At 60.6% G+C, this 19,562-nt stretch carries 19 protein-coding genes and 1 pseudogene; 4 read left to right on the top strand and 16 right to left on the bottom strand.

Annotated elements, in window-relative coordinates:
- Positions 1-3: 3 nt before the first annotated feature.
- From QCE63_RS21155 to QCE63_RS21115, 9 genes are all read right to left on the bottom strand, one after another.
- Complete coding sequence (locus tag QCE63_RS21155; protein ID WP_309835770.1) at positions 4-1,014, bottom strand: dihydroxyacetone kinase subunit DhaK; 1,011 nt, start codon at positions 1,012-1,014, stop codon at positions 4-6.
- A 20-nt stretch (positions 1,015-1,034) separates the two neighbouring features.
- Positions 1,035-2,036, bottom strand: a complete 1,002-nt coding sequence (locus QCE63_RS21150) for an ABC transporter permease (RefSeq protein WP_309835769.1) — start codon at positions 2,034-2,036, stop codon at positions 1,035-1,037.
- Positions 2,033-3,577, bottom strand: coding sequence for a sugar ABC transporter ATP-binding protein (locus QCE63_RS21145; protein WP_404990162.1), 1,545 nt, complete (start codon positions 3,575-3,577; stop codon positions 2,033-2,035). Before QCE63_RS21145 ends, QCE63_RS21150 begins: the two co-directional genes overlap by 4 nt.
- A 50-nt stretch (positions 3,578-3,627) precedes the next feature.
- Positions 3,628-4,743 (bottom strand): sugar ABC transporter substrate-binding protein, encoded by a 1,116-nt coding sequence (locus tag QCE63_RS21140; protein ID WP_309835766.1) that lies wholly within the window; start codon positions 4,741-4,743, stop codon positions 3,628-3,630.
- Between the two features lie 80 nt (positions 4,744-4,823).
- On the bottom strand, positions 4,824-5,495 hold the full coding sequence (locus QCE63_RS21135; protein WP_309835765.1) for a class II aldolase/adducin family protein: 672 nt from the start codon (positions 5,493-5,495) through the stop codon (positions 4,824-4,826).
- A complete protein-coding gene (gene mtnA, locus QCE63_RS21130) occupies positions 5,492-6,571 on the bottom strand; it encodes an S-methyl-5-thioribose-1-phosphate isomerase (RefSeq protein ID WP_309835763.1) in 1,080 nt (359 codons plus the stop codon). Before mtnA ends, QCE63_RS21135 begins: the two co-directional genes overlap by 4 nt.
- A gap of 29 nt (positions 6,572-6,600) precedes the next feature.
- A complete protein-coding gene (gene mtnK / locus QCE63_RS21125) occupies positions 6,601-7,866 on the bottom strand; it encodes an S-methyl-5-thioribose kinase (RefSeq protein ID WP_309835762.1) in 1,266 nt (421 codons plus the stop codon).
- A gap of 34 nt (positions 7,867-7,900) precedes the next feature.
- A complete protein-coding gene (locus QCE63_RS21120) occupies positions 7,901-8,656 on the bottom strand; it encodes a GntR family transcriptional regulator (RefSeq protein WP_309835760.1) in 756 nt (251 codons plus the stop codon).
- 138 nt (positions 8,657-8,794) lie between these two features.
- Entirely contained in the window at positions 8,795-9,409 is a 615-nt protein-coding gene (locus QCE63_RS21115) for a DJ-1/PfpI family protein (protein ID WP_309835759.1), read from the bottom strand.
- 101 nt (positions 9,410-9,510) lie between these two features.
- On the opposite strand from QCE63_RS21115, the gene QCE63_RS21110 reads away from it, so the two are divergent.
- The gene (locus tag QCE63_RS21110) at positions 9,511-10,851 is read left to right on the top strand and encodes a PLP-dependent aminotransferase family protein (RefSeq protein WP_309835758.1); all 1,341 of its coding nucleotides are present in this window, start codon (positions 9,511-9,513) and stop codon (positions 10,849-10,851) included.
- Positions 10,852-10,860: 9 nt separating this feature from the next.
- On the opposite strand, the gene QCE63_RS21105 is transcribed toward QCE63_RS21110, so the two are convergent.
- A complete protein-coding gene (locus QCE63_RS21105) occupies positions 10,861-11,769 on the bottom strand; it encodes a LysR family transcriptional regulator (protein ID WP_309835756.1) in 909 nt (302 codons plus the stop codon).
- A 110-nt stretch (positions 11,770-11,879) separates the two neighbouring features.
- On the opposite strand from QCE63_RS21105, the gene metE reads away from it, so the two are divergent.
- Positions 11,880-14,171: a 5-methyltetrahydropteroyltriglutamate--homocysteine S-methyltransferase gene (gene metE, locus QCE63_RS21100; RefSeq protein WP_309835755.1), complete on the top strand. Its 2,292-nt coding sequence runs from the start codon at positions 11,880-11,882 to the stop codon at positions 14,169-14,171.
- A gap of 756 nt (positions 14,172-14,927) precedes the next feature.
- On the opposite strand, the gene QCE63_RS21095 is transcribed toward metE, so the two are convergent.
- A complete protein-coding gene (locus tag QCE63_RS21095) occupies positions 14,928-16,055 on the bottom strand; it encodes an IS256 family transposase (RefSeq protein WP_309835753.1) in 1,128 nt (375 codons plus the stop codon).
- Positions 16,056-16,170: 115 nt separating this feature from the next.
- Positions 16,171-16,494: a hypothetical protein gene (locus QCE63_RS21090; protein ID WP_309835751.1), complete on the bottom strand. Its 324-nt coding sequence runs from the start codon at positions 16,492-16,494 to the stop codon at positions 16,171-16,173.
- Positions 16,495-16,909: 415 nt separating this feature from the next.
- Here QCE63_RS21090 and QCE63_RS21085 point away from each other — a divergent pair, with 415 nt between their 5' ends.
- Together QCE63_RS21085 and QCE63_RS21080 are read left to right on the top strand one after the other, a co-directional pair.
- Positions 16,910-17,092 carry a SymE family type I addiction module toxin gene (locus tag QCE63_RS21085; RefSeq protein ID WP_309835750.1) on the top strand — a complete coding sequence of 61 codons (183 nt, stop codon included), beginning with the start codon at positions 16,910-16,912 and terminating at the stop codon, positions 17,090-17,092.
- A gap of 36 nt (positions 17,093-17,128) precedes the next feature.
- A complete protein-coding gene (locus QCE63_RS21080) occupies positions 17,129-17,359 on the top strand; it encodes a SymE family type I addiction module toxin (protein ID WP_309835749.1) in 231 nt (76 codons plus the stop codon).
- Between the two features lie 361 nt (positions 17,360-17,720).
- On the opposite strand, the gene QCE63_RS21075 is transcribed toward QCE63_RS21080, so the two are convergent.
- From QCE63_RS21075 to QCE63_RS21060, 4 genes and pseudogenes are all read right to left on the bottom strand, one after another.
- Entirely contained in the window at positions 17,721-18,020 is a 300-nt protein-coding gene (locus QCE63_RS21075) for a hypothetical protein (protein ID WP_309837365.1), read from the bottom strand.
- A gap of 72 nt (positions 18,021-18,092) precedes the next feature.
- A pseudogene (locus QCE63_RS21070) lies at positions 18,093-18,266 on the bottom strand (RHS repeat-associated core domain-containing protein); the annotation flags it as partial.
- A gap of 8 nt (positions 18,267-18,274) precedes the next feature.
- Complete coding sequence (locus QCE63_RS21065) at positions 18,275-18,733, bottom strand: hypothetical protein (RefSeq protein ID WP_309835748.1); 459 nt, start codon at positions 18,731-18,733, stop codon at positions 18,275-18,277.
- Positions 18,734-19,562 (bottom strand): RHS repeat-associated core domain-containing protein (locus QCE63_RS21060; protein ID WP_309835746.1); only part of this gene is annotated, 829 nt, incomplete at its 5' end. It lies immediately after the preceding gene.

The raw sequence follows: 19,562 nt of genomic DNA, 5'->3' as shown, positions 1-19,562 counted from the left end.
CCTTCAGGATTCGGTGCCGTCGCGGAAGAAAGGCGAGCGCGCGGGGGCGTCGAGCAACGCTTCGAGTTCGTCGTCGAGCAGCATGACGGTGATCGACGCGCCCGCCATTTCCAGGCTCGTCACATATTCGCCGACATACGAGCGCACGATCTTCAGCCCCTGATCCGCCATCAGCTTCGCTGAGCGCCGGTATAGCAGATACAGTTCTTCCAGCGGCGTCGCGCCGAGACCGTTCACCAGCAGCGCGACGCGCGAGCCCTTCGGCGCGGCGAGATCGCCGGTGATCTGCGAGATGATGCGCTCCGCGATTGCATCGGCGGATTCGAGCTTGCCGCGATGCGTGCCCGGCTCGCCATGAATGCCGATGCCGATCTCCATTTCCCCTTCGGGCAGCGTGAAGGTAGGCTTGCCGGCAGCGGGGAGGATGGTAGGCGAGAGGCCGACGCCCATCGTGCGGGAGTTGGCATTGGCCTTCGCGCAGATGCGCGTCACGTCGTCGAGCGAATCGCCGCGCTCGGCCGCCGCGCCCGCGCACTTGAACGCGAACACCATGCCCGCGACGCCGCGCCGGTCGGCTGCGCGGTCTTTCGGCGCGGAGGCGACGTCGTCGGTAAGCACGACCGTCTTCACGTCGATGCCCTCGGCTTCCGCCAGGTCCGCCGCGAGGTCGAAGTTGAGCACGTCGCCGCCGTAGTTGCCGTAGACATACAGCACGCCCGCGCCGCCGCTCACGGCCTTGGTGGCTTCGAAAATCTGCTCCGACGACGGCGACGAGAATACGTTGCCCACCGCGACGCCGCTGCACAAGCCCTCGCCTACATAACCCAGGAAGCCCGGCAGATGACCCGAGCCGCCACCCGTCACGATGCCGACACGCCCTTCGCCCGGCGCATCGGCGCGGACCAGCGCGCGCTGATCGGCGGTGGCGGCGCGAATCCAGTGCGGATGAGCGAGCAGCAGCGCCTCGATGATCTCATCGACGAACACGTCGGGCTGGTTGATGATCTTCTTCATTTGGGGCGTCTCCAATATGTTCAGGGCTTGCGCCTTTGGCTCAGCGCATCGAGCAGCACGGCGGCGAAGATGACGCCGCCTTGAATGAACTGCGTCCAGAAGGGATTCACGCCAAGCAGCGACAGGCCGACATTGATCACGCCGATCAGCACCACGCCGATGAACGTGCCGACAATCGACCCGCGCCCGCCCGCCAGCGAAGTCCCGCCGATCACGATGGCCGCGATCACCTGCAACTCGAGTCCATTGGCAGCGGAAGGCAACGCGGAATTGAGCCGTCCGGCGAGCACGATGCCTGCGATCGCCGCCGTGACGCCGGCCAGCATGTAGGTGAAGAACACCACGCGCCGCACCGGGATGCCCGCGAGCCGCGCCGCTTCCTGATTGCCGCCGACGGCAAACACCTGATGTCCGAAGGTCGTCTTGCGCAGCAATACGTGACCGATGACGAAGACCACGAGCATGACGACCATCGGCATGGGCAGGCCGGCGACGGTCTTCGCGCCGAACAGCGTGAACGCGCTCGGGAAATCGAACTTGGTGCGGCCATCGGAAATGGCGAGCGTGAGGCCGCGCGCCATGGCCATGGCCGCGAGCGTGACGATGAACGGCACGAGCCGCAGCCACGAGACTGCGAGGCCGTTGAGCGCGCCCGCGCCCGCGCCGACTGCGAGCGCCACGCACAGCCCCGCGACGCCGAGACCCACCGCGCCGGGACTGGAGCCGGCCATCACGGTGGCGGCAACCATGCCGCTCAGCGCCACGAGCGAGCCGACCGAGAGATCGATTCCCGACGTGATGATGACGAAGGTTCCGCCCACCGCCGCGATGCCTACCACCGACACCTGCACCATGATGTTGGTCAGCGTGTTGGTGGTGAGAAACTCGGGCGACGCAATCGACAGCGCCACGCATATGATGACGAGCGCCGCGAACAACGGCCCGATGCCGCTGCGCAACTGGCGGATCACCCGGCGCGAGAGCGCCTCCGAATCCGCACGATCGGCTGCTGTGGAGGTCATGCGCCTGCTCCTGTCGTTGCCCACTGAATGACGGTTTCCGAGTTCGCCTGCTCGCGCGGAATCTCGGTCACGATATTGCCGCGATACATCACCAGCACGCGATCCGACATGCCGAGCAGTTCCGGCAGTTCCGAACTCACCATGACGACCGCTGCGCCTGCGCGCGCCATCGTCACCATGTGCGCGTAGATTTCCGACTTCGCGCCGACGTCGATGCCGCGCGTCGGTTCATCGAGCATGATGACGGACGGGCTCGTTGCCGTCGCGCGGCCGAGAATCACCTTCTGCTGGTTGCCGCCGGAAAGCGTTCCGGTGATCTGCAACACCGACGAAGCCCGCACGCCGAAACGCGCGCTGGCGTCGTGCGCGAGCTTGCGTTTCTTCGCGCGGCTAACGAAGCCGCCGCTTGCCAGCGCCTTCAGGCTCGACAGCGCGATGTTCTCCTCGATGTTCGCTTCCAGCACCAGCCCTTCGAGCTTGCGGTCCTCCGACGTATAGACGAGACCATGTCGAACGCCTTGCGTCGGCGAGTGATTGGTCACCTTCTTGCCACGTACGTGAATCTCGCCGCCCGTTACGGGCAGCGCGCCGAAGATGGTCTTGAGCAACTCCGTGCGCCCCGCGCCCGCGATCCCCGCAATGCCGACGATCTCCCCCGCACGCACCGAGAAGCTCGCATTGCGCAGCAGCGGCGCGCTGGCGAGATTACGAATGTCGAGCACCACGGGACCGTATCCACGCGGCTCCCACGGATAGAACGATTCGAGATTGCGCGCGACCATGGCCTGCACCAGATCCGCCTCGGTCCATTCGGACATCAGGCGCGCGCCGACCGTCGCGCCGTCGCGCATCACCACGGCTGAATCCGCGAGTTCGAACACCTCTTCCAGATGATGCGAGATGAAGATGATTCCCATGCCTTCCGCGCGCAGACGCCGCACCACCGCGTACAGATTCGCGATGTCGTGGCTTTGGAGCGCGGCGGTGGGTTCGTCCATCACGAGAATGCGTGCGTCGCGCGCAATCGCCTTCGCGACTTCGACCAGTTGACGCTTGTTCAGCGGCAGATCGCCGAGGCGCATCCACGGCGGCACGTTGTCCAGCCCGACGCGTGCGAGCGCTTCGCGCGCCATCTGATTCGCTTCGCGCATCCTCACGAAGCCATTGCGCGCGGGCATGCGGCCAAGGAACAGATTCTCCGCGACCGTCATGTCGTTGATGAGCGAAAGCTCCTGATAGATCACGGCCACGCCTGCTTCGATGGCGGCATTCGTGCCGCGCGCGAGCGGCATGCCGTCGATCTCGATCGCGCCTTCATCGGGCTCGTAGGCGCCTGAAAGCGTCTTCACGAGCGACGACTTGCCCGCGCCATTCTCGCCGACGATCGCCATCACGTGGCCCGCGTGCAGTTCGAGGCTGACGCCGCGCAACGCCTTCACGCCAGGGAAGCTCTTCACAATGCCTTGCATGCGCAACAACGGCTTGGCCGAAGTGGCGGGGGCACGCGCGTGACTCTGTGTTTCGACTGTCATGATCCGCATTCCGTGTGCGGGCCGCATGTCCCGGAAGGACACACGGCCGCCGGTTGCCCTTACTGCTTCACTTCCTCGGACCACAGCCCGTACTTCTTCACTTCATCCGAGTCGATGTTGGATTTGTCGATCAGCATCGTCGGCCACGCATAGTTCGCGGGCACGTCCTTCTTCGCGTTGTAATCCGCGATGAACTGCAGCGACTTCGCCGCCATCATGATCGGATTCTGCGAAATGGTGGCGTCCTGCTTGCCCGCGCGGATCGCGGAGAGCGCCTGCGCGGTGCCGTCGGCGCCGATCACGAGGATATGCTCCTTGTCGCCGAGCGGCTTGTAGCGCCCGGCATTGTCGATGGCCTTTTCCGCGCCCACGGTGTTGTCGTCGTTGGCGCCGAAGACGGCATCGATCTGTGGGAATTTCTGCAGGATGTTGGTCATCGCGTTGAGCGACTTCTCCTGGTCGAAGGCGCCTTCCTGACGCGCGACGACCTTGATGTTCGGATACTTGGCGATCTCCTCGCTGAAACCCTTCTCACGGTCCGTCGCCGCTGTCGTGCCGACGAGGCCGATCAGATCCACCACATTGCCCTTCTCCTCGCCGTAGCGCTTCTTCAGTTGCTCGGCGATCCACTTGGCCCCGGTCTGCCCGAGCGCCACGTTGTCCGACGCGACGAACGACGTCACCTTGCCGCCGTCCGAACCGCGATCCAGCGTGAAGACCGGAACGTTCATCTCGTTCGCTTTTTGCACGGCCGGGATGATCGCCTTCGAATCGATCGGATTCAGCACGAGCGCCGTCACGCCCTGGCTCAGCAGGTTGAGGGCGTCGTTGACCTGTTGCTGGGCGTCGCCGTTCGCGTTGGTCTGCACAAGCTCGAAGCCCTGCTCCTTCGAGCCACGCTCGACGCCCGCCTTCAAACCGACGAAAAACGCGTTGTTGAGCGTCGCGATCGAGAAGCCGATCTTCGGCTTGCCGCCCGCCGAACTCGTCGTCGCCGCGCTCGCGGGTGCGCTGGCGGGCGCGCTCGCGCTCGCCGCTGAACTGGTGCTGCTTGTGGACGATGAGTTGTCGCTCTTCGAGCATCCGGTCAACGCGGCGGCCGCGCACAGCACGACGGCGCCCGTGGATTTGCCGAACGTGCCCCAACTGTCGAATCTTGCTGAACTCCAGGCCATGGTTGTCTCCGTTGTACAAGTGGTTCAATGCGATGACGTTGCGGTGAGCGCTGCGCTGGCTTTTTTGCTCCAGGTTGCGGTCAGCGAGCTTCGTTGCTGCGCCTGCCATAAGTCTTGAACTTCTCCAGCACTTCATCCATCTGCTGATCCGAAAGCACCGGCGGTGCGCCAATCTGCAACGCCAGCAGATACTGCCGCGCGAGCACTTCGATTTCATGCGCGAGCCAGACGGCACGCGACAGGTCCGTTCCCAACGCGATCACGCCGTGATGCGCGAGCAAACACGCGCGGCGGTCCTGCAACGCGGCGAGCGCGTGATCCGACAGTTGCTGACTGCCGAACAGCGCATAGGGCGCGCAACGCACGGAGTTGCCGCCTGCTGCCGCCACCATATAGTGCAGCGCGGGAATCTCGCGGCCGTGAATGGCGAGCGCCGTGGCCGCGATCGAATGCGTGTGGACAACCGCGTGCACGTCGTCCCGCGCGCGCAGGATGTCGCGATGAATGCGCCATTCCGAAGAAGGCCGCGCGGTGCGCAGCACCTCGGCGTCGTCAGCGATATCGAGTGGAAGCCGGACGATCTGTCCCGCGTCGAGATCGCGCGCGGCGACACCGCTCGGCGTAATCAGGAAACCGTCGCCATGCCGCGCGCTCACGTTGCCGGAAGTGCCCTGATTGATGCCCAGCCGTTCCATCTCGAGCGCCGTCTCGACGATGCCCCGCCGCAGCGCGTCTTCCTGCGCCGCGCTCATGCGGCATTCCCCTCGGCCGCGAACAGTCTGCGCAGCGCATGCTCGAACGGCGGCTTCACGATGCCGCGCTCCGTGATGAAGCCGGTCACGAGCGCATGCGGCGTGACATCGAAAGCGGGATTGCGCGTCTGGATGGCCTCGGGCGCGACGCGCCGTCCGGCGAGATGCGTGACCTCCTCCGCCGCGCGTTCCTCGATTTCGATGCGCGCACCGCCCGCGGTATGCAGGTCCAGCGTGGACGACGGACACGCGACATAGAACGGAATGCCGTAGTGATGCGCCGCGATGGCGACCCCGAGCGTGCCGATCTTGTTGGCGAAATCGCCGTTCGCCGCGACGCGGTCGGTGCCGACGATCACCAGATCCACGAGTCCTTGCGACATGATCGATGCCGCCGCGCTGTCCATGATGAGCGTGACATCGACGCCCGCCTGCTGCAATTCGAACGCCGTGAGGCGCGCGCCCTGCAACAGCGGGCGGGTTTCGTCGGCATAGACCTTGAAGGCGCGGCCCGCGCGATGCGCCGCGTAGATCGGCGCGGTGGCCGTGCCGAGACCGGTAGTTGCAAGCGCGCCGGCATTGCAGTGCGTGAGCACGCCGCTGCCTTTGCGAATGAGCGGCATGCCATGCACGCCGATGCCCTCGCACAGCGCCACATCTTCTTCGTGGATGCGCCGCGCTTCTTCGACCAGCGCCTGATACAGCGTCGCGGCATCGTGCGCGTCCGTCGCGCGAGCGTGGTTCAGCATGCGCCGCAGCCCCCAGCTCAGATTGACCGCCGTGGGCCGCGCGGATTCGAGCCACACCGCCTGACGTTCGAGCGCCGCGCGAAACTCCGCGATGGAGAGTGCGGTCGAGTCGCGCATCGCAATGCACAGCCCGTACGCCGCCGCCACGCCGATGGCCGGCGCACCGCGCACGCGCAACTCGCGAATGGCACGCCAGACGGCCTGCACGTCCGCCACGTTCTCCACCACGATCTCATGCGGCAGACGCGTCTGATCGAGCAGGAGCAGATCGCCGTCGCGCCATTCGATTGTCGGGGGAAGCGTGCTGAACAAGCGCTGCGAAACCATGAACTCTCCCTGTGCGAAACAAGCCGCCGTTACATTGACACTGCATCGCGCTGAAGCTCGCGCGCCAGCGTCGCCACCTGTTCGATATCGCTCAGCGCCGCGCGCTGCACGAGCAAGGTCTCCGCGCAGCGCAGACAGCGCATTTCGATGCGTGCCCGGGCTTCGGCATCGGTGATGCGCGTGATCTCCGCGACCTTCGCCATGCCGACGATGCGCCGGATCATCTTGCAACCCGCGAAGCCGAGCGACTCGGCAAGCAACCGGCGCATGAAGTGCGCACGATAGGCCGCAACGGCCCGGCTCTCCGCGCCGCCGCCGATGAACGGCCGCTTGCTGCGGCTTTCGTGATCGCGCCACAGCGCCACGAATTGCGCGCTGAAGCCGTTCCAGATGCGCGTCATCTGGTCGAGCAGCCATTCCTGATAGTCGAGTGGATCACGTCCTTCGAGACGTCCGTGCCAGTCGCGCGAGAAGTAGGCGAGCAGCAGGTTCGCAATCAGTGCGCCGATGTCGAAGCCCATCGGGCCATAGAACGCGAACTCAGGATCGATCACGAAGGTGTCTTCCGCGTTCACCATGATCGAGCCGGTATGCAAGTCACCGTGCAGCAGCGTTTCGGCGTGGTTCATGAAGGCCCACTTCATGTCGGCGGCGGCCGCGCGCAACGGTTCGTGCGTCCTGAGCCTTTCAATCGCCGGCTGTGGCAGCGCGGGACTGTAGACGTTCGAAGGATGCGCCTCGAACGGAAACGTGAAGACGAGATCCTCGGTGATCTTGCACAGCTCCGGATTGACAGCCGCGCCGGCCGCCTGCTTCTTGATATCGGGCGCAAGAAAGAGGTCGGAACCGTAGAACAGCGTATGCGCGAGATACGCCGACAGATGCTGCGCGAGCAACGGATAGACCGTGCCGTCCATCAGGCCCTGTCGCAGGATCCGATGCGACGCGAGATGTTGCATCACCATCAGGAAGCGCGTGCTGTCGGCGTGATAGACCTTGGGCACATGTTGCGGACAAAGCGCGCCGAAGCGCCGCAACGCGGCAACTTCATGCTCCATCCGCTGACACGACAGCGGCCAGGTCTTGCCGACCAGACGCAGGAACGGCGGCGCCTGCTTCACGACGACGCTGCGCTGCGGCGTCCTCGTATTGGTCACGAAGTACACATAGTTCAGATTGCCGTCACCGACCTCCGCGACAGCCAGATCCGCGGGATCGCCCAGCAGCGCGCGCACATCGGGCACGCCGCCGAGATACGCGGTCAGTTCCTGCGCCGTGAAAGCTTCAAACTCCATCGGTGCCTCCTCCGATGTGTTCCGGCCCGCGCGCTCAACGACGCTTGCGCACCAGATCGAACTTGAAGATGCTCGTGTTGTAGTAGTCGTTGCTGTAGCAGAGCGGCTCGCCGCTCTGACCGAAATCCACTTCGTCCAGCAGCAGGAACAAGCCGAAGCCATCGCCAAGTTCGGGCAGGTCGCGCGGCGTCAGGATGGTCGGCTGGATCGACGTATGCGTATGCGACAGCCGGCGTCCGGTGCGCTCCAGCATGCCGAACAGCGATTCGCCCAACTCGCCCTCCGCGCCGTCGAAGACGTGCTTCGGGATGGTATCGATGCAATACGCCGCGATGGCGTCGTCCGCGCGCCGCACGCGCTCGATGCGCACGCACGGATCGCCGGGCTGGATGCCCAGCTTCTCCGCCAGGCTCTCCGACGCCGCCACATGCTCCATCTGCTTGCGGCTCGTCGAAGGCACGGCGCCGACGCTGCGGATCATGTCCGTCACCGACATCAGATCATCCAGCCCGCCATGCAGCTTCAGCGAAATTTGTCTGATGAAGGTGCCCTTGCCTTGCAGACGCGACAACAGCCCATGCGAGATCATTTGCGCCACGGCTTCGCGCAGACTGGACCGGCCAACGCCGAGCAGCTCGCAAAGCTCTATTTCAGTGGGAATCTGATCGCCGGGCTTGAGCTTGCGCTCATGGATCATGTCGAGAAGCGACGCCTGGATCTTGTCGCTCATCGAACGCTCGACGCTCAGGCGCATGACGGTTTCCCGGTTGGCAGTCACTGAAATGTACATCAGACGTCTGATGTTTCTCTCGGGACTTTCCCGGACGGTTCTTCGCTTCCGCGGAGTTGTACCCCATGCGCGGATGCAGCATGAAAAAGCCCGTCGCGCCCATGGCGACGGGCTTTGCAGTGCACGATTCCTGAAGCTTCAGACCGGCGCGGCAGCGTTCACGAAGGGCAGAATATTTTTCATCGCGCGCTCCACATACTCGTCTTTCTCGCCGACCGGCGCGACATAGTCCAGCGCCGAGCATGCCGCATCCAGTCCTTCAAGACGCGCGATCACCCAGGCAGCCAGATACTGGGATGCAAGACATCCGCCTGCTGTCGCCACATTGCCTTTCGCGACGAAAGGCTGATCCAGCGTGCGCACGCCGGCTTCCTGAACCCACGGCTTCGTGGTGACGTCGGTGCAGGCGGGCGTGCCGTCGAGCAAGCCGAGTTTTGCAAGGATCAGCGTTCCCGAACACTGGGCCGCCAGCAACTGGCGGCTCGGGTCGAGGCGGATGCGCGCCATCAGATCGGCATCGGCCACGACGTCGCGTGTTCGCATGCCGCTTCCGACGATCACGGCGTCCGCCGCGCTTGCCTCCGCAAGCGTGGCCTGCGCCCGGATGATGACGCCGTTCATCGAGGTCACTTCAGCCGACGGACACGCAATCGAGACCTTCCAGCCCGGTTTCCTGATGCGATTCAGAATGCCGAGCGCGATCAGCGAGTCGAGTTCGTTGAACCCATCGAACGTAAGAATGGCGATATGCATGGCGACGACCTTTCATGGCGGGGAGCGTTCAGGCATGCTACGGTCAATCTCGAATACAATCAAACGATTGTCATGGATACATCCTGTTCCGGACTGATTTTATGCCGCAGCCTGCACGCTACAAACAGATTGTCGACCGCTTTGCTGAAGACATCGCTTCGGGCCGGCTGAAGCCGGGCACGCGTCTGCCGACGCATCGCGAACTGGCTGTGCGCGAGGGCCTCGGCATTGTCACGGCTACGCGCGTGTATGCCGAACTCGACGCGATGGGACTCGTCAGCGGCGAGACCGGGCGCGGCACCTTCGTGAAGGAAGCCGGTCTGCCGAACGGGCTGGGCATCGATCAGGTCGCCATCGCCTCGGATACGGTCGATCTGAACTTCAACTATCCCGCGCTTGCCGGCCAGACGGAATTGCTGCGCACGGCGTTGCGACAACTGGCATCGGCGGGCAATCTGGAGGCGCTGCTGCGCTATCAGCCGCATGCCGGACGCATGCACGAACGCGCGTGCGTGGCGCGTCATCTCGAACGCCGCGGGCTTTCGGCAGACGCCGAACAGGTCCTGCTCGTCGATGGCGCGCAGCACGGCCTGGCAACCACCGTCATGGGCTTGCTCAAACCCGGCGACGTGGTGGCGTTGGACGCGCTCACGTATACCGGCTTCAAGTTGCTGGCGCAGTCGCAGCGGCTCGAACTCGCGCCGCTCGCCGCGTCTGGCGCCGGGCCCGATCTCGATGCGCTCGACGCGCTCTGCAAGCGGCGTCGCGTGCGCGCCATCTACACGATGCCCACGCTGCACAATCCGCTCGGCTGGGTGATGTCGGCGAGCAGACGCAGGCAACTGGTGTCGATCGCGCGCAAGCATGGGCTGTTCATCATCGAGGACGCCGCCTATGCCTTTCTCGCCGATGACGCGCCGCCCCCGCTTGCGGCCCTCGCGCCGGACATCACGGTGTACGTTTCAGGCTTCTCAAAGAGCGTGGCGACGGGATTGCGCGTCGGTTTTGTCGTGGCGCCGCGCGACTGGGTGGCGAAGATCGAACGCGCGATCCGGGTGACGACGTGGAACACGCCCGGTGTGATGACAGCGCTGGCCTGCGGCTGGCTCGAAGACGGTACGGTTGAAAGACTCGAAGCGCAAAAGCGAGCCGATGCCACGATGCGCCAGACAGTGGCGGCCCGCGCGTTGAGCCGTCTGAAACGCCTGGCGCATCCCGCTTCCTATTTCATCTGGCTGCCGATGCCGGAAGACGTCCGTGCGGACCGGATCGCGAAGGCGCTGATGCAGGAGCGAATCTCGGTATCGACGGCCGAGCCCTTCTGCACGACGGCGCACGTGCCGCATGCATTGCGGCTGGCGCTGGGGTCAGTGGATGTGGAGACGTTGCGGCTCGCGCTGGAACGCGTGCAAGAGGTGGTGAGCTTTCATATCGATGCGTGAAGCCGAGGCTCACGCCCGCATGCGTGCGCGCGCACCGTCGGCCCCGCGCGCCAGTTCGACGAATGCAGCCAGATAATCGATGCCGCGGTCCGACTCGCGCATGCCCAGATAGATCTTCTTCGCGATGCCTTTCCTGCCGAGCTTGAGCGGCGCAAGGGGCATCCGGTCCGCGTACTCTTCCGCGAGCCAGCGTGGCAGCGCCGCGACGCCCCGGCCGCTTGCCACCATCTGCATCATGATGTCGGTCGTCTCGATCACCTTGTGCCGGCGCGGCACGACGTTGGCCGGCGTGAGGAATTGTGTATAGATGTCGAGCCGGTCGGTTTCCACCGGATAGGTGATGAGCACTTCGGATGCAATCTGTTCAGGCGTGACATGGGCCGCCGATGCCAGCGCATGGTCCTCCGGGACCACGAGAACCTGTTCGTAATCGAACACCGGCACGAAGCGCAAACCTTCTTTTTTAAGAGGGTCCGGCGTCACCAGAATGTCGATGTCGAATCCGAACAGTGCACCGATACCGCCAAACTGGAAGCGCTGCTTCACATCCACATCGACGTCGGGCCAGCTTGCGAGATACGGCGAGACGACGCGCAGCAGCCATTGATAGCAGGGATGACATTCCATCCCGATGCGCAAGGTGCCGCGCTCGCCCTGCGCGTATTGCTTCATGCGCGCCTCAGCATGTTCGAACTGCGGCAGCAGGCGATTCGCAAGCCTCAGCAGGTACTGACCCGCCTGGGTCAGCCGCATGGAACGGCCTTCACGCGTCCAGACCGCCGTGCCCAGGTGCTGTTCGAGTTTCCTGACCGTGTGACTCAGCGCGGACTGCGTGAGATTCAGGACCTCCGCTGCGGCGGTTAGCGACCCCTGTCTCTCGACTTCACGCACCACGAGCAGATGACTGCGCTCCAGCATGACGCTCTCCATGAACAAATCTAATCGTTGTATGAAAAATTACCATTTTTATTCATACATCGGAAATTTTATCATCGCCGCTACCGACACATTCATGGACGACACGCACGATGGTCACGACACATAACCTGGGTTTTCCGCGCATCGGCGCCAGGCGCGAATTGAAGTTCGCGCTCGAGAAGTACTGGAAGAACGAATCGTCGCGCGAGGCACTCAAGGCGACCGGCGCGCAGTTGCGTGAGCATCACTGGAAGGAGCAAGCGCGTCTCAACTATGTACCGGTAGGCGATTTCGCGTTCTATGATCAAGTGCTCGACATGAGCTTCACGCTGGGCAATCTGCCCGAGCGCGTGCGCGACTTCCACGGCGACACGCTGGACAACACCTTCCGCGTGGCGCGCGGCCGCTCGGCGGCGGGCGACGAGGCTCACGCCGCCTGCTGCGCGGGCGTCGCCGCCGGCGAAATGACCAAGTGGTTCGATACCAACTATCACTACATTGTCCCTGAGTTCGACGCGAACACGCGCTTCAGGCTCGATCCCGCGCGCCTCGTCGAACAGGTCGCGGAAGCGCGCAAGCTCGGCGTGAACGTGAAGCCGGTCATCATCGGGCCGGTGACGTATCTGTGGCTTGGCAAAGCAAAGGACGACAGCGACCGGCTCGCGCTGCTCCCGCGAATCCTGCCGGTCTATGCCGCGCTGCTCGATCATTTCGCGGCGCAGGGCGTGGACTGGGTGCAGATCGACGAGCCCGCGCTCGTCACCGAACTCGACGAGGCGTGGCGCGCCGCTTTTGTCACCGCCTACGACGCGCTGTCCGCCCGCCGCGTGCGACTACTCCTCGCCACGTACTTCGGTCAGTTGCAGCAGAACCTCTCGCTCGCATGCCGATTGCCGATCGACGGACTGCATCTCGACGCGATCAACGCACGTGAAGAAATCGCCGCCGCGGCCGCTCAGTTGCCGGACGCGGCTGTGGTGTCCGTCGGCGTGATCAACGGACGCAACATCTGGAAAAGCGACCTTGACGCCACGCTCGAATGGCTCGCGCCGCTGCATCAGCAACTCGGCGATCGCTTGTGGATCGCGCCGTCCTGCTCGCTGCTGCACGTGCCGGTCGACCTCGGTACGGAAGTTCAACTCGACGCGGAGATCAGGTCGTGGCTCGCCTTCGCGCTGCAAAAGCTCGTCGAACTGGAGCTGCTCGCCAGCGCGCTGAATCATGGCCGTGAATCCGTCGCCGATGAACTTCGCGCGAACGCCGCCGCTATCGACAGCCGGCATCGGTCTCCGCACGTGAACAAGCCGGCGGTGAAGGCGGCCTTGGCAGGCATCGACCCGACGCTCGGCAAACGTCAACACGGCTATGAAGAACGGGCAAGGAAGCAGGCCGCGATACTCGGCCTGCCCGCGTTCCCGACGACGACCATCGGATCGTTCCCGCAAACTGTAGAGATCCGTCAGGCGCGCAGCCTTTTCAAGCGCGGCGAGCTCGACGCCACGGAATATCGCGCGGCGATGGAGAAGGAAATCGCCCGCGCCGTGCGTGAGCAGGAAGCACTGGGGCTGGACGTGCTGGTGCATGGCGAAGCCGAACGCAACGACATGGTCGAATATTTTGGCGAGCAACTGGATGGCTATGCCTTCAGTCAGTTTGGCTGGGTGCAGTCGTATGGGTCGCGCTGCGTCAAGCCGCCTATTCTGTTTGGCGACATCAGCCGTCCGAAGGCCATGACGGTGGAATGGACGCGGTACGCCGCATCGCAGACCAGCAAGCCGATGAAAGGCATGCTGACCGGGCCCGTCACGATTCTCAACTGGTCTTTCGTGCGCGACGATCAACCTCGCTCGGTGTCGTGTCAGCAGTTGGCGCTCGCTATTCGTCAGGAAGTGCTTGATCTTGAGAGGGCGGGTGTGCGAGTCATTCAGATCGACGAGGCGGCGCTTCGTGAGGGCTTGCCGTTGCGGCGCGCGCAGTGGGATGAATATCTGCGTTGGGCGGTAGAGGCGTTTCGCATTACTGCCAATGGCGTGCAGGATGAAACGCAGATTCACACGCATATGTGCTACTCGGAGTTCAATGACATCATTGCCTCGATCGCGGACATGGATGCCGATGTGATCACCATTGAGACGTCACGATCGGATATGGAACTGCTCGATGCCTTTGATGACTTCAAGTATCCGAATCAGATTGGACCGGGTGTGTATGACATCCATTCGCCGAACATTCCGAGCCAGGAACATATCGTCAATCTGATGCGGAAGGCGGCGGAGCGGATTCCGGCGGAACGCCTGTGGGTGAATCCGGATTGCGGGCTCAAGACGCGTCAATGGGATGAAGTCATTCCGGCGCTCAGGAATATGGTCGCGGCGGCGGAGAAGCTGCGTCAGGAAGCTTGAGTCCTGGGTTTGGGGTGAGGTCCGTTCACGTTCTTTTGGACAGTTATCTCAGCGAGGCAGCTCTTGCGACGTAGCCATCCTTTTTGCGAATGGCGCTGGTGATTGTTCCAGATGCTCATTCCATCAATGGTCAGGACGCGCGCCCCGCTTATGCGGGGCGCTATCCCTAGTTGGTTCGCCTCTCAAACCAACACGCGCTCTGCCTTCAAAGCTTTTCTTATGAGCGTGATTTTATGAGTCGGCTCGGACGGCGAATACACGACTAATCTGAACCGCGCGGATCGTTAACCCTTAGGGCTTGTCCGAGTTTCAGATCCGCCGCTGACTCTCAGGCCATGCTCGACGTCATTTGTCGCTTCGCGGCGACGCTCGGTTGATTCAGGTACGTCAGGTTTTGCGGGAGGTGGGCGGCCCTGATGGGGTACTGCGCTATCAGTTCGTTCCGTCGCGCGGATGTCGGAGCAGCAAGTCGTGTCTATGTAATTGATGGCCTGATCATCAATCATCAGAGTGCGGCACAATGCACAATAGGCCGCGTGCCCGAATGCGAGAGCGACCTGCGCGAAGCGCGTGCAAAGGGAGCCGCGAATGGAAGAGGACAGCCGCTTGAAGAGGCGGTACGAGCTTTGCAAAGACCGCTGATTCGAGGCTCAGGCTCGCGGTCATGGGCGTTCAACTTTGTAGGGCACTACGTGCGAACCCGCGTCAGATATGAGAGGGGTGTCGGTATTTCCGTGTTCGAGGCAGATTGAGTAGTTACACGGAAGGTCGAACGAATCGACCTGCATAAAGGATAGCGAATTGGTTCATGGCCGTCTTCCAGTCATGGGCAGCACTGCCCCAATGGGTCTTGATCTTGCGCACGCCCGGGGGAAAGGCAAAGAACGGGATCACGCGATCCCAGGCGTTGCGCCACCCGAGACTGACAGTGGGAAATTTCTGCCCCCATGGACCATCCGCAAAGGCATCAAGTTCAGCCTGCGCAGCTTCCGCACTGGCGGCCGCGTAGATCGGTTTGATCGCCGCAGCCAATCCACGACGGTCTTTCCAACTGGCGTAATCAAGGCTGTTGCGGATCAGGTGAACGATGCAGGTTTGCAGCGTCGTCGCCGGAAACACGGCTGCCAGTGCCTCGGGCATGCCTTTCAGACCGTCGGTCACGGCGATCAGGATGTCGTGAACGCCGCGCGTCTTCAGATCGTTGAACACCTTCATCCAGAATTTGGCGCTCTCGGTACTCTCGATCCACAGCCCCAGGATATCGCGCGTGCCGTCAGGCAGCACGCCCAACGCCAGATATACCGCCTTGTTGCGCACCACGACATCCTCGCGAATCTTGACCCGTAGTGCGTCGAAGAACACGACCGGATACATCGGCTCGAGCGGCCGCGCTTGCCAGGCTGTCACCTCGGCCATGACTTCATCGGTCACGGAGCTGATGAAGTCCGGCGAGACCTCGGTGCCGTAATGCTCCAACAGGAAGCCATGAATCTCGCGTACGGTCATACCCCGGGCATACATGGCGACGATCTTGTCGTCGAAGCCAGTAAAGCGGCGTTCGTGCTTGGGAATCAGGATGGATTCGAAGCTGCCATCCCGGTCACGCGGCACCTCAATACGGATCGGGCCGTCCTCAGTAAGGACCGTCTTGGCACCCCGGCCGTTTAGCTGATTCGTGACGTTGGCTGGCTTGGCTGCACCGGACAGGTAGCCGAGATGGCGATTCATCTCGCCGCCCAGAGCGCGCTCGATCAGAGCCTTCTTGAGCGCCATCGTTGCTGAATTGATGGTTTCAGCCGTCATTGGACCGCTGCCAAACTGCTCAAGCAGCTCGGCTGGAATCGTCAGCAGATCCGCCGGCTGCGTTTTCGGTTTGCGAGGCATAAATTCTCCTTGTGAGCATGTTATGCCTCAAACACGAAATTGCTGACAGGCCCGATATGAGCGATGTGTAACGGCCACTTGCTAAGAACAAGGGCCGATTCAGCCGCTTCCTGACTCAATTCAATCGAGACAGTTGAGCCTGTCTTAGTTGATCCCCAAGTAATTGTCTATCAATCACCCCCATGTCCAACAGCTGGCGAAGTAGATCCCCTAGAATATCAAAATCTTGCTCACGCACAGTGTTATCGAAGAGCAAATTAACTCCGTCCTCGAAAATCTTGTAATCTCCATGACTCTTTGCATCGATAAGCAATTGAGCGATATTTGATTTTATCTCTTTATTCTTCTCTAATTCGTCAGCATCTGAAGCAAACTTCAGCTCATGAAACTCTTTCATTTGAGCATTGAGAGTGTCGAAACGGAGTTTCAGTTTATCCATTCTTACAATACCTCATAGACAGTAGGAGGAAGTTGCTTCTTGCGCACTAAATCCCGATCGTTCTTCGCAAATCTGTATATGGACGTAAGTCTAGCCGAGCAGCCCCACCACAAACCAGTTGGTTTGTCTGATTTTCCGCCGGCTCCTCTCTGGGGCTGACGGCATGCACCGCGCGATGGTAGATGAGAAGAAAACACCAGTGCATCAGGCCACCAGCGCGCGCCGTCCGGAGGGCGCCACTCCCGGCCTTGCTCAGTCGCGCGCACCTGCGAGAACCGATCGCCTTGCGCGTCATACGCGTACCGCCGCAGCCGCTGCCCCGGGATCCGTATGCGCGACGATTCTTTCAGCGGATCGTAGCGATACCTATGGTTGACTCCAATCCTCAATCACGTTCACCACCACGGAACGTTTCGTGACCATTCAGCAGACCCAACGCGACAGCCGTTTAAAGAAGTCGCATTGGCAGCGCAAGGAACCGCCGATTTATCCGTGGCTCAAGCTCGCCGGACGGTGGATCGAGCAAGCCGGATTCAGCCCAGGGCAACGCGTGAGAATCAACGTTGGGCACGGACGGCTTGTGATTACGGCTGAATAGAAAAACAAGGGGTCGCTTTTGTGGACCCTTGATTTTATGGCTGACGCCAATCTTAAAGCACGCCCGATCGTCACGGAACGATTCGTGACCGTTCAGCAGATCCAACGCGACAGCCGTTCGAAGAAGCCGCATTGGCAACGCAAAGAACCGCCGATTTATCCGTGGCTCAAGCTCGCCGGACGATGGATCGAGCAAGCCGGGTTCCATGCAGGACAGCGCGTCAAGATTAACGTTGAGCACGGTAAGCTTGTGATTACCTCCGAATAAACATGCGGGGGGCCGCTTTTCCAGCGGCCCTAATTCACTTAATTCGCCATGAATTTCCTCGCACATACTTCAAGAGCGAATCCGGTTCGGTCGGATCATTAGGAAATGTCATTATTGAATCGCGCGAACAGAAACCCGTAACGCTTGTTACGACATCGTCGATGTAATTATTGGCCTCTTCGGAAATTCGCTTGTCATTCTTTCCCGAATCCATAAGCAGTTTATAAACGCATCCTCTCTGCCATTGAGATTCAACTAATCTCATCAGAAACAGGTCAACTGCTTCCTGCGATCCAGCGGACCAATTTCTCAGAATATCGTTCAAGGTGATCAACGCACTCTGATATCGATTGGGATCCATTTAGCCCTCCCAGCCAAGGCCGTTAAGCAAGGTTTGATACTCTGAGAATTTCATATCTCTTGCCGGATAGATCGAAACATGTTCATCATGGTCATTTAACCATGCCAAGCCTGCGGGCAGTTTATTCGTATCAAACACCGCATCTACTTGTCCTTCGCGCAAATCATTGGGTATCTGACTAGAGCTTAAACCACACTTTCCTGTAGCGGACGGCCCTACCATATCATCCGGGCTCATTACACCTTTGAAGTCGTTATGCTTCGGGTTGCTGAATTTTGTTCTGGCGCCTTTCTGATTCATGTTTGGAGACCCAAACAACGGGCTGGATATAAAACTCCCATTCTCTTTTTTCATTGCCCGAAATATTTTAATCAGACCAAGGGGGTCACTCCATGCAATTGTGTTTAGGCCTAGTTGATATGGATTAACCCCTCCCCGCAGTCCAATCGGATCCTGCGATACAAAGATACCCGTACCCGGATCGAAGTATCTATATCGGTTGTAATGCAGCCCTGACTCTTCATCCCAATACTGCCCCTGCAACCTATCTCACATTAAACAAGCGCGCTTATCTTATCGGCCCCACTGTAAATCAAAAAATCATCAAAAGACAATTTAAATTTTCCATCGACAAATGTCGCGCCAAACATAACTCTTTTCCCAGGAGCCCTCCAATAAGCAACATCCACGTTTTTGATTGCAAATTCTTTATCACAGATCAGTCCTGGCTGCCCTCTCACATACCAGAATACAATATGCGAATCGCCGCCTATCTTCGATCCATCAAGCCATTTGACAGCAGCAATCGAATCAAAAAAACCATCCAATTCGAAATCTGACAATTTATTTTCAATGAAATAAAACTCTTCGGATAACCCTCCGTCAATCTTCCATTCGAGACTAGACAAGTAGTCATCAAAAGCATTCGAATCACTGACCGATAAAATCGATGCGCCACAATCAATCCAAGCTTTTAAATGTGGATAATCTATGTAATTCACGCGCTTGCTCATTCAGGGAAAATGCTGCAACAAATCCAAGTAAGTATTTTTCGTCCCACCGCTAACTTTATTCGCACCGAACAACCAATCCTGGCGTTTAGCTCCGCCAGTCCGGTCCCACCAATTAACATGAAAGCTCTTTTTATCATCAAAATCAATACGCCATCCTTGCAAACCATCAGGGGACATTCGACCCGTCACCCGTCCCTTAAAGGGTCCAATTTCCTGAATAAAATTCACAGCGTTGTCTTGTATGCCTGACATGACCTTAGCGTTTTGTCGTGCAGCATTGAATGATTCAAAAGCATGCTCATTTTCTACACCTTTTTCTAATTCACATTTGGTGGGCAGTCTAGCTCCCTTGTTTTTGCCCTTCCTTCTACTCAACCCGAGAGGGTCGAACCACGCCCATATATTCGGCGCGAACTGATAGGGATTCAGCCCCCCCACTAATCCAATCGGATCCTGCGATACAAAGATACCCGTACCCGGATCGAAGTATCTATATCGGTTGTAATGCAGCCCTGACTCTTCGTCGAAATACTGCCCCTGCAACCGAATCGCTTGCTCGACCTTCCGCGTTTCAACCCATTCGACCCCACCCGTCACACTGTAGTGCGTTTCCCAAACGATGTCACCGTCCGCGCTGCTCAACCTGACCGGCGCACCATTCGGATCATTCTGATAGAAATAAACCCGCTTACACGCCCCATCATCCACCTGCATCGCCAGTGGCTCGAATCCATCCTGCCGATACACATAAAACCGCGCTTCCCTCGCATGACGCGCCGTGCGCCGCACCTCGCCGGCCATCGCATCGCCGTCCCACAGGAACCACGTC

The sequence above is a fragment of the Caballeronia sp. LZ065 genome (assembly GCF_031450975.1).
GTDB lineage: Bacteria > Pseudomonadota > Gammaproteobacteria > Burkholderiales > Burkholderiaceae > Caballeronia.
This window is presented reverse-complemented; position numbering and strand designations above follow the sequence as displayed.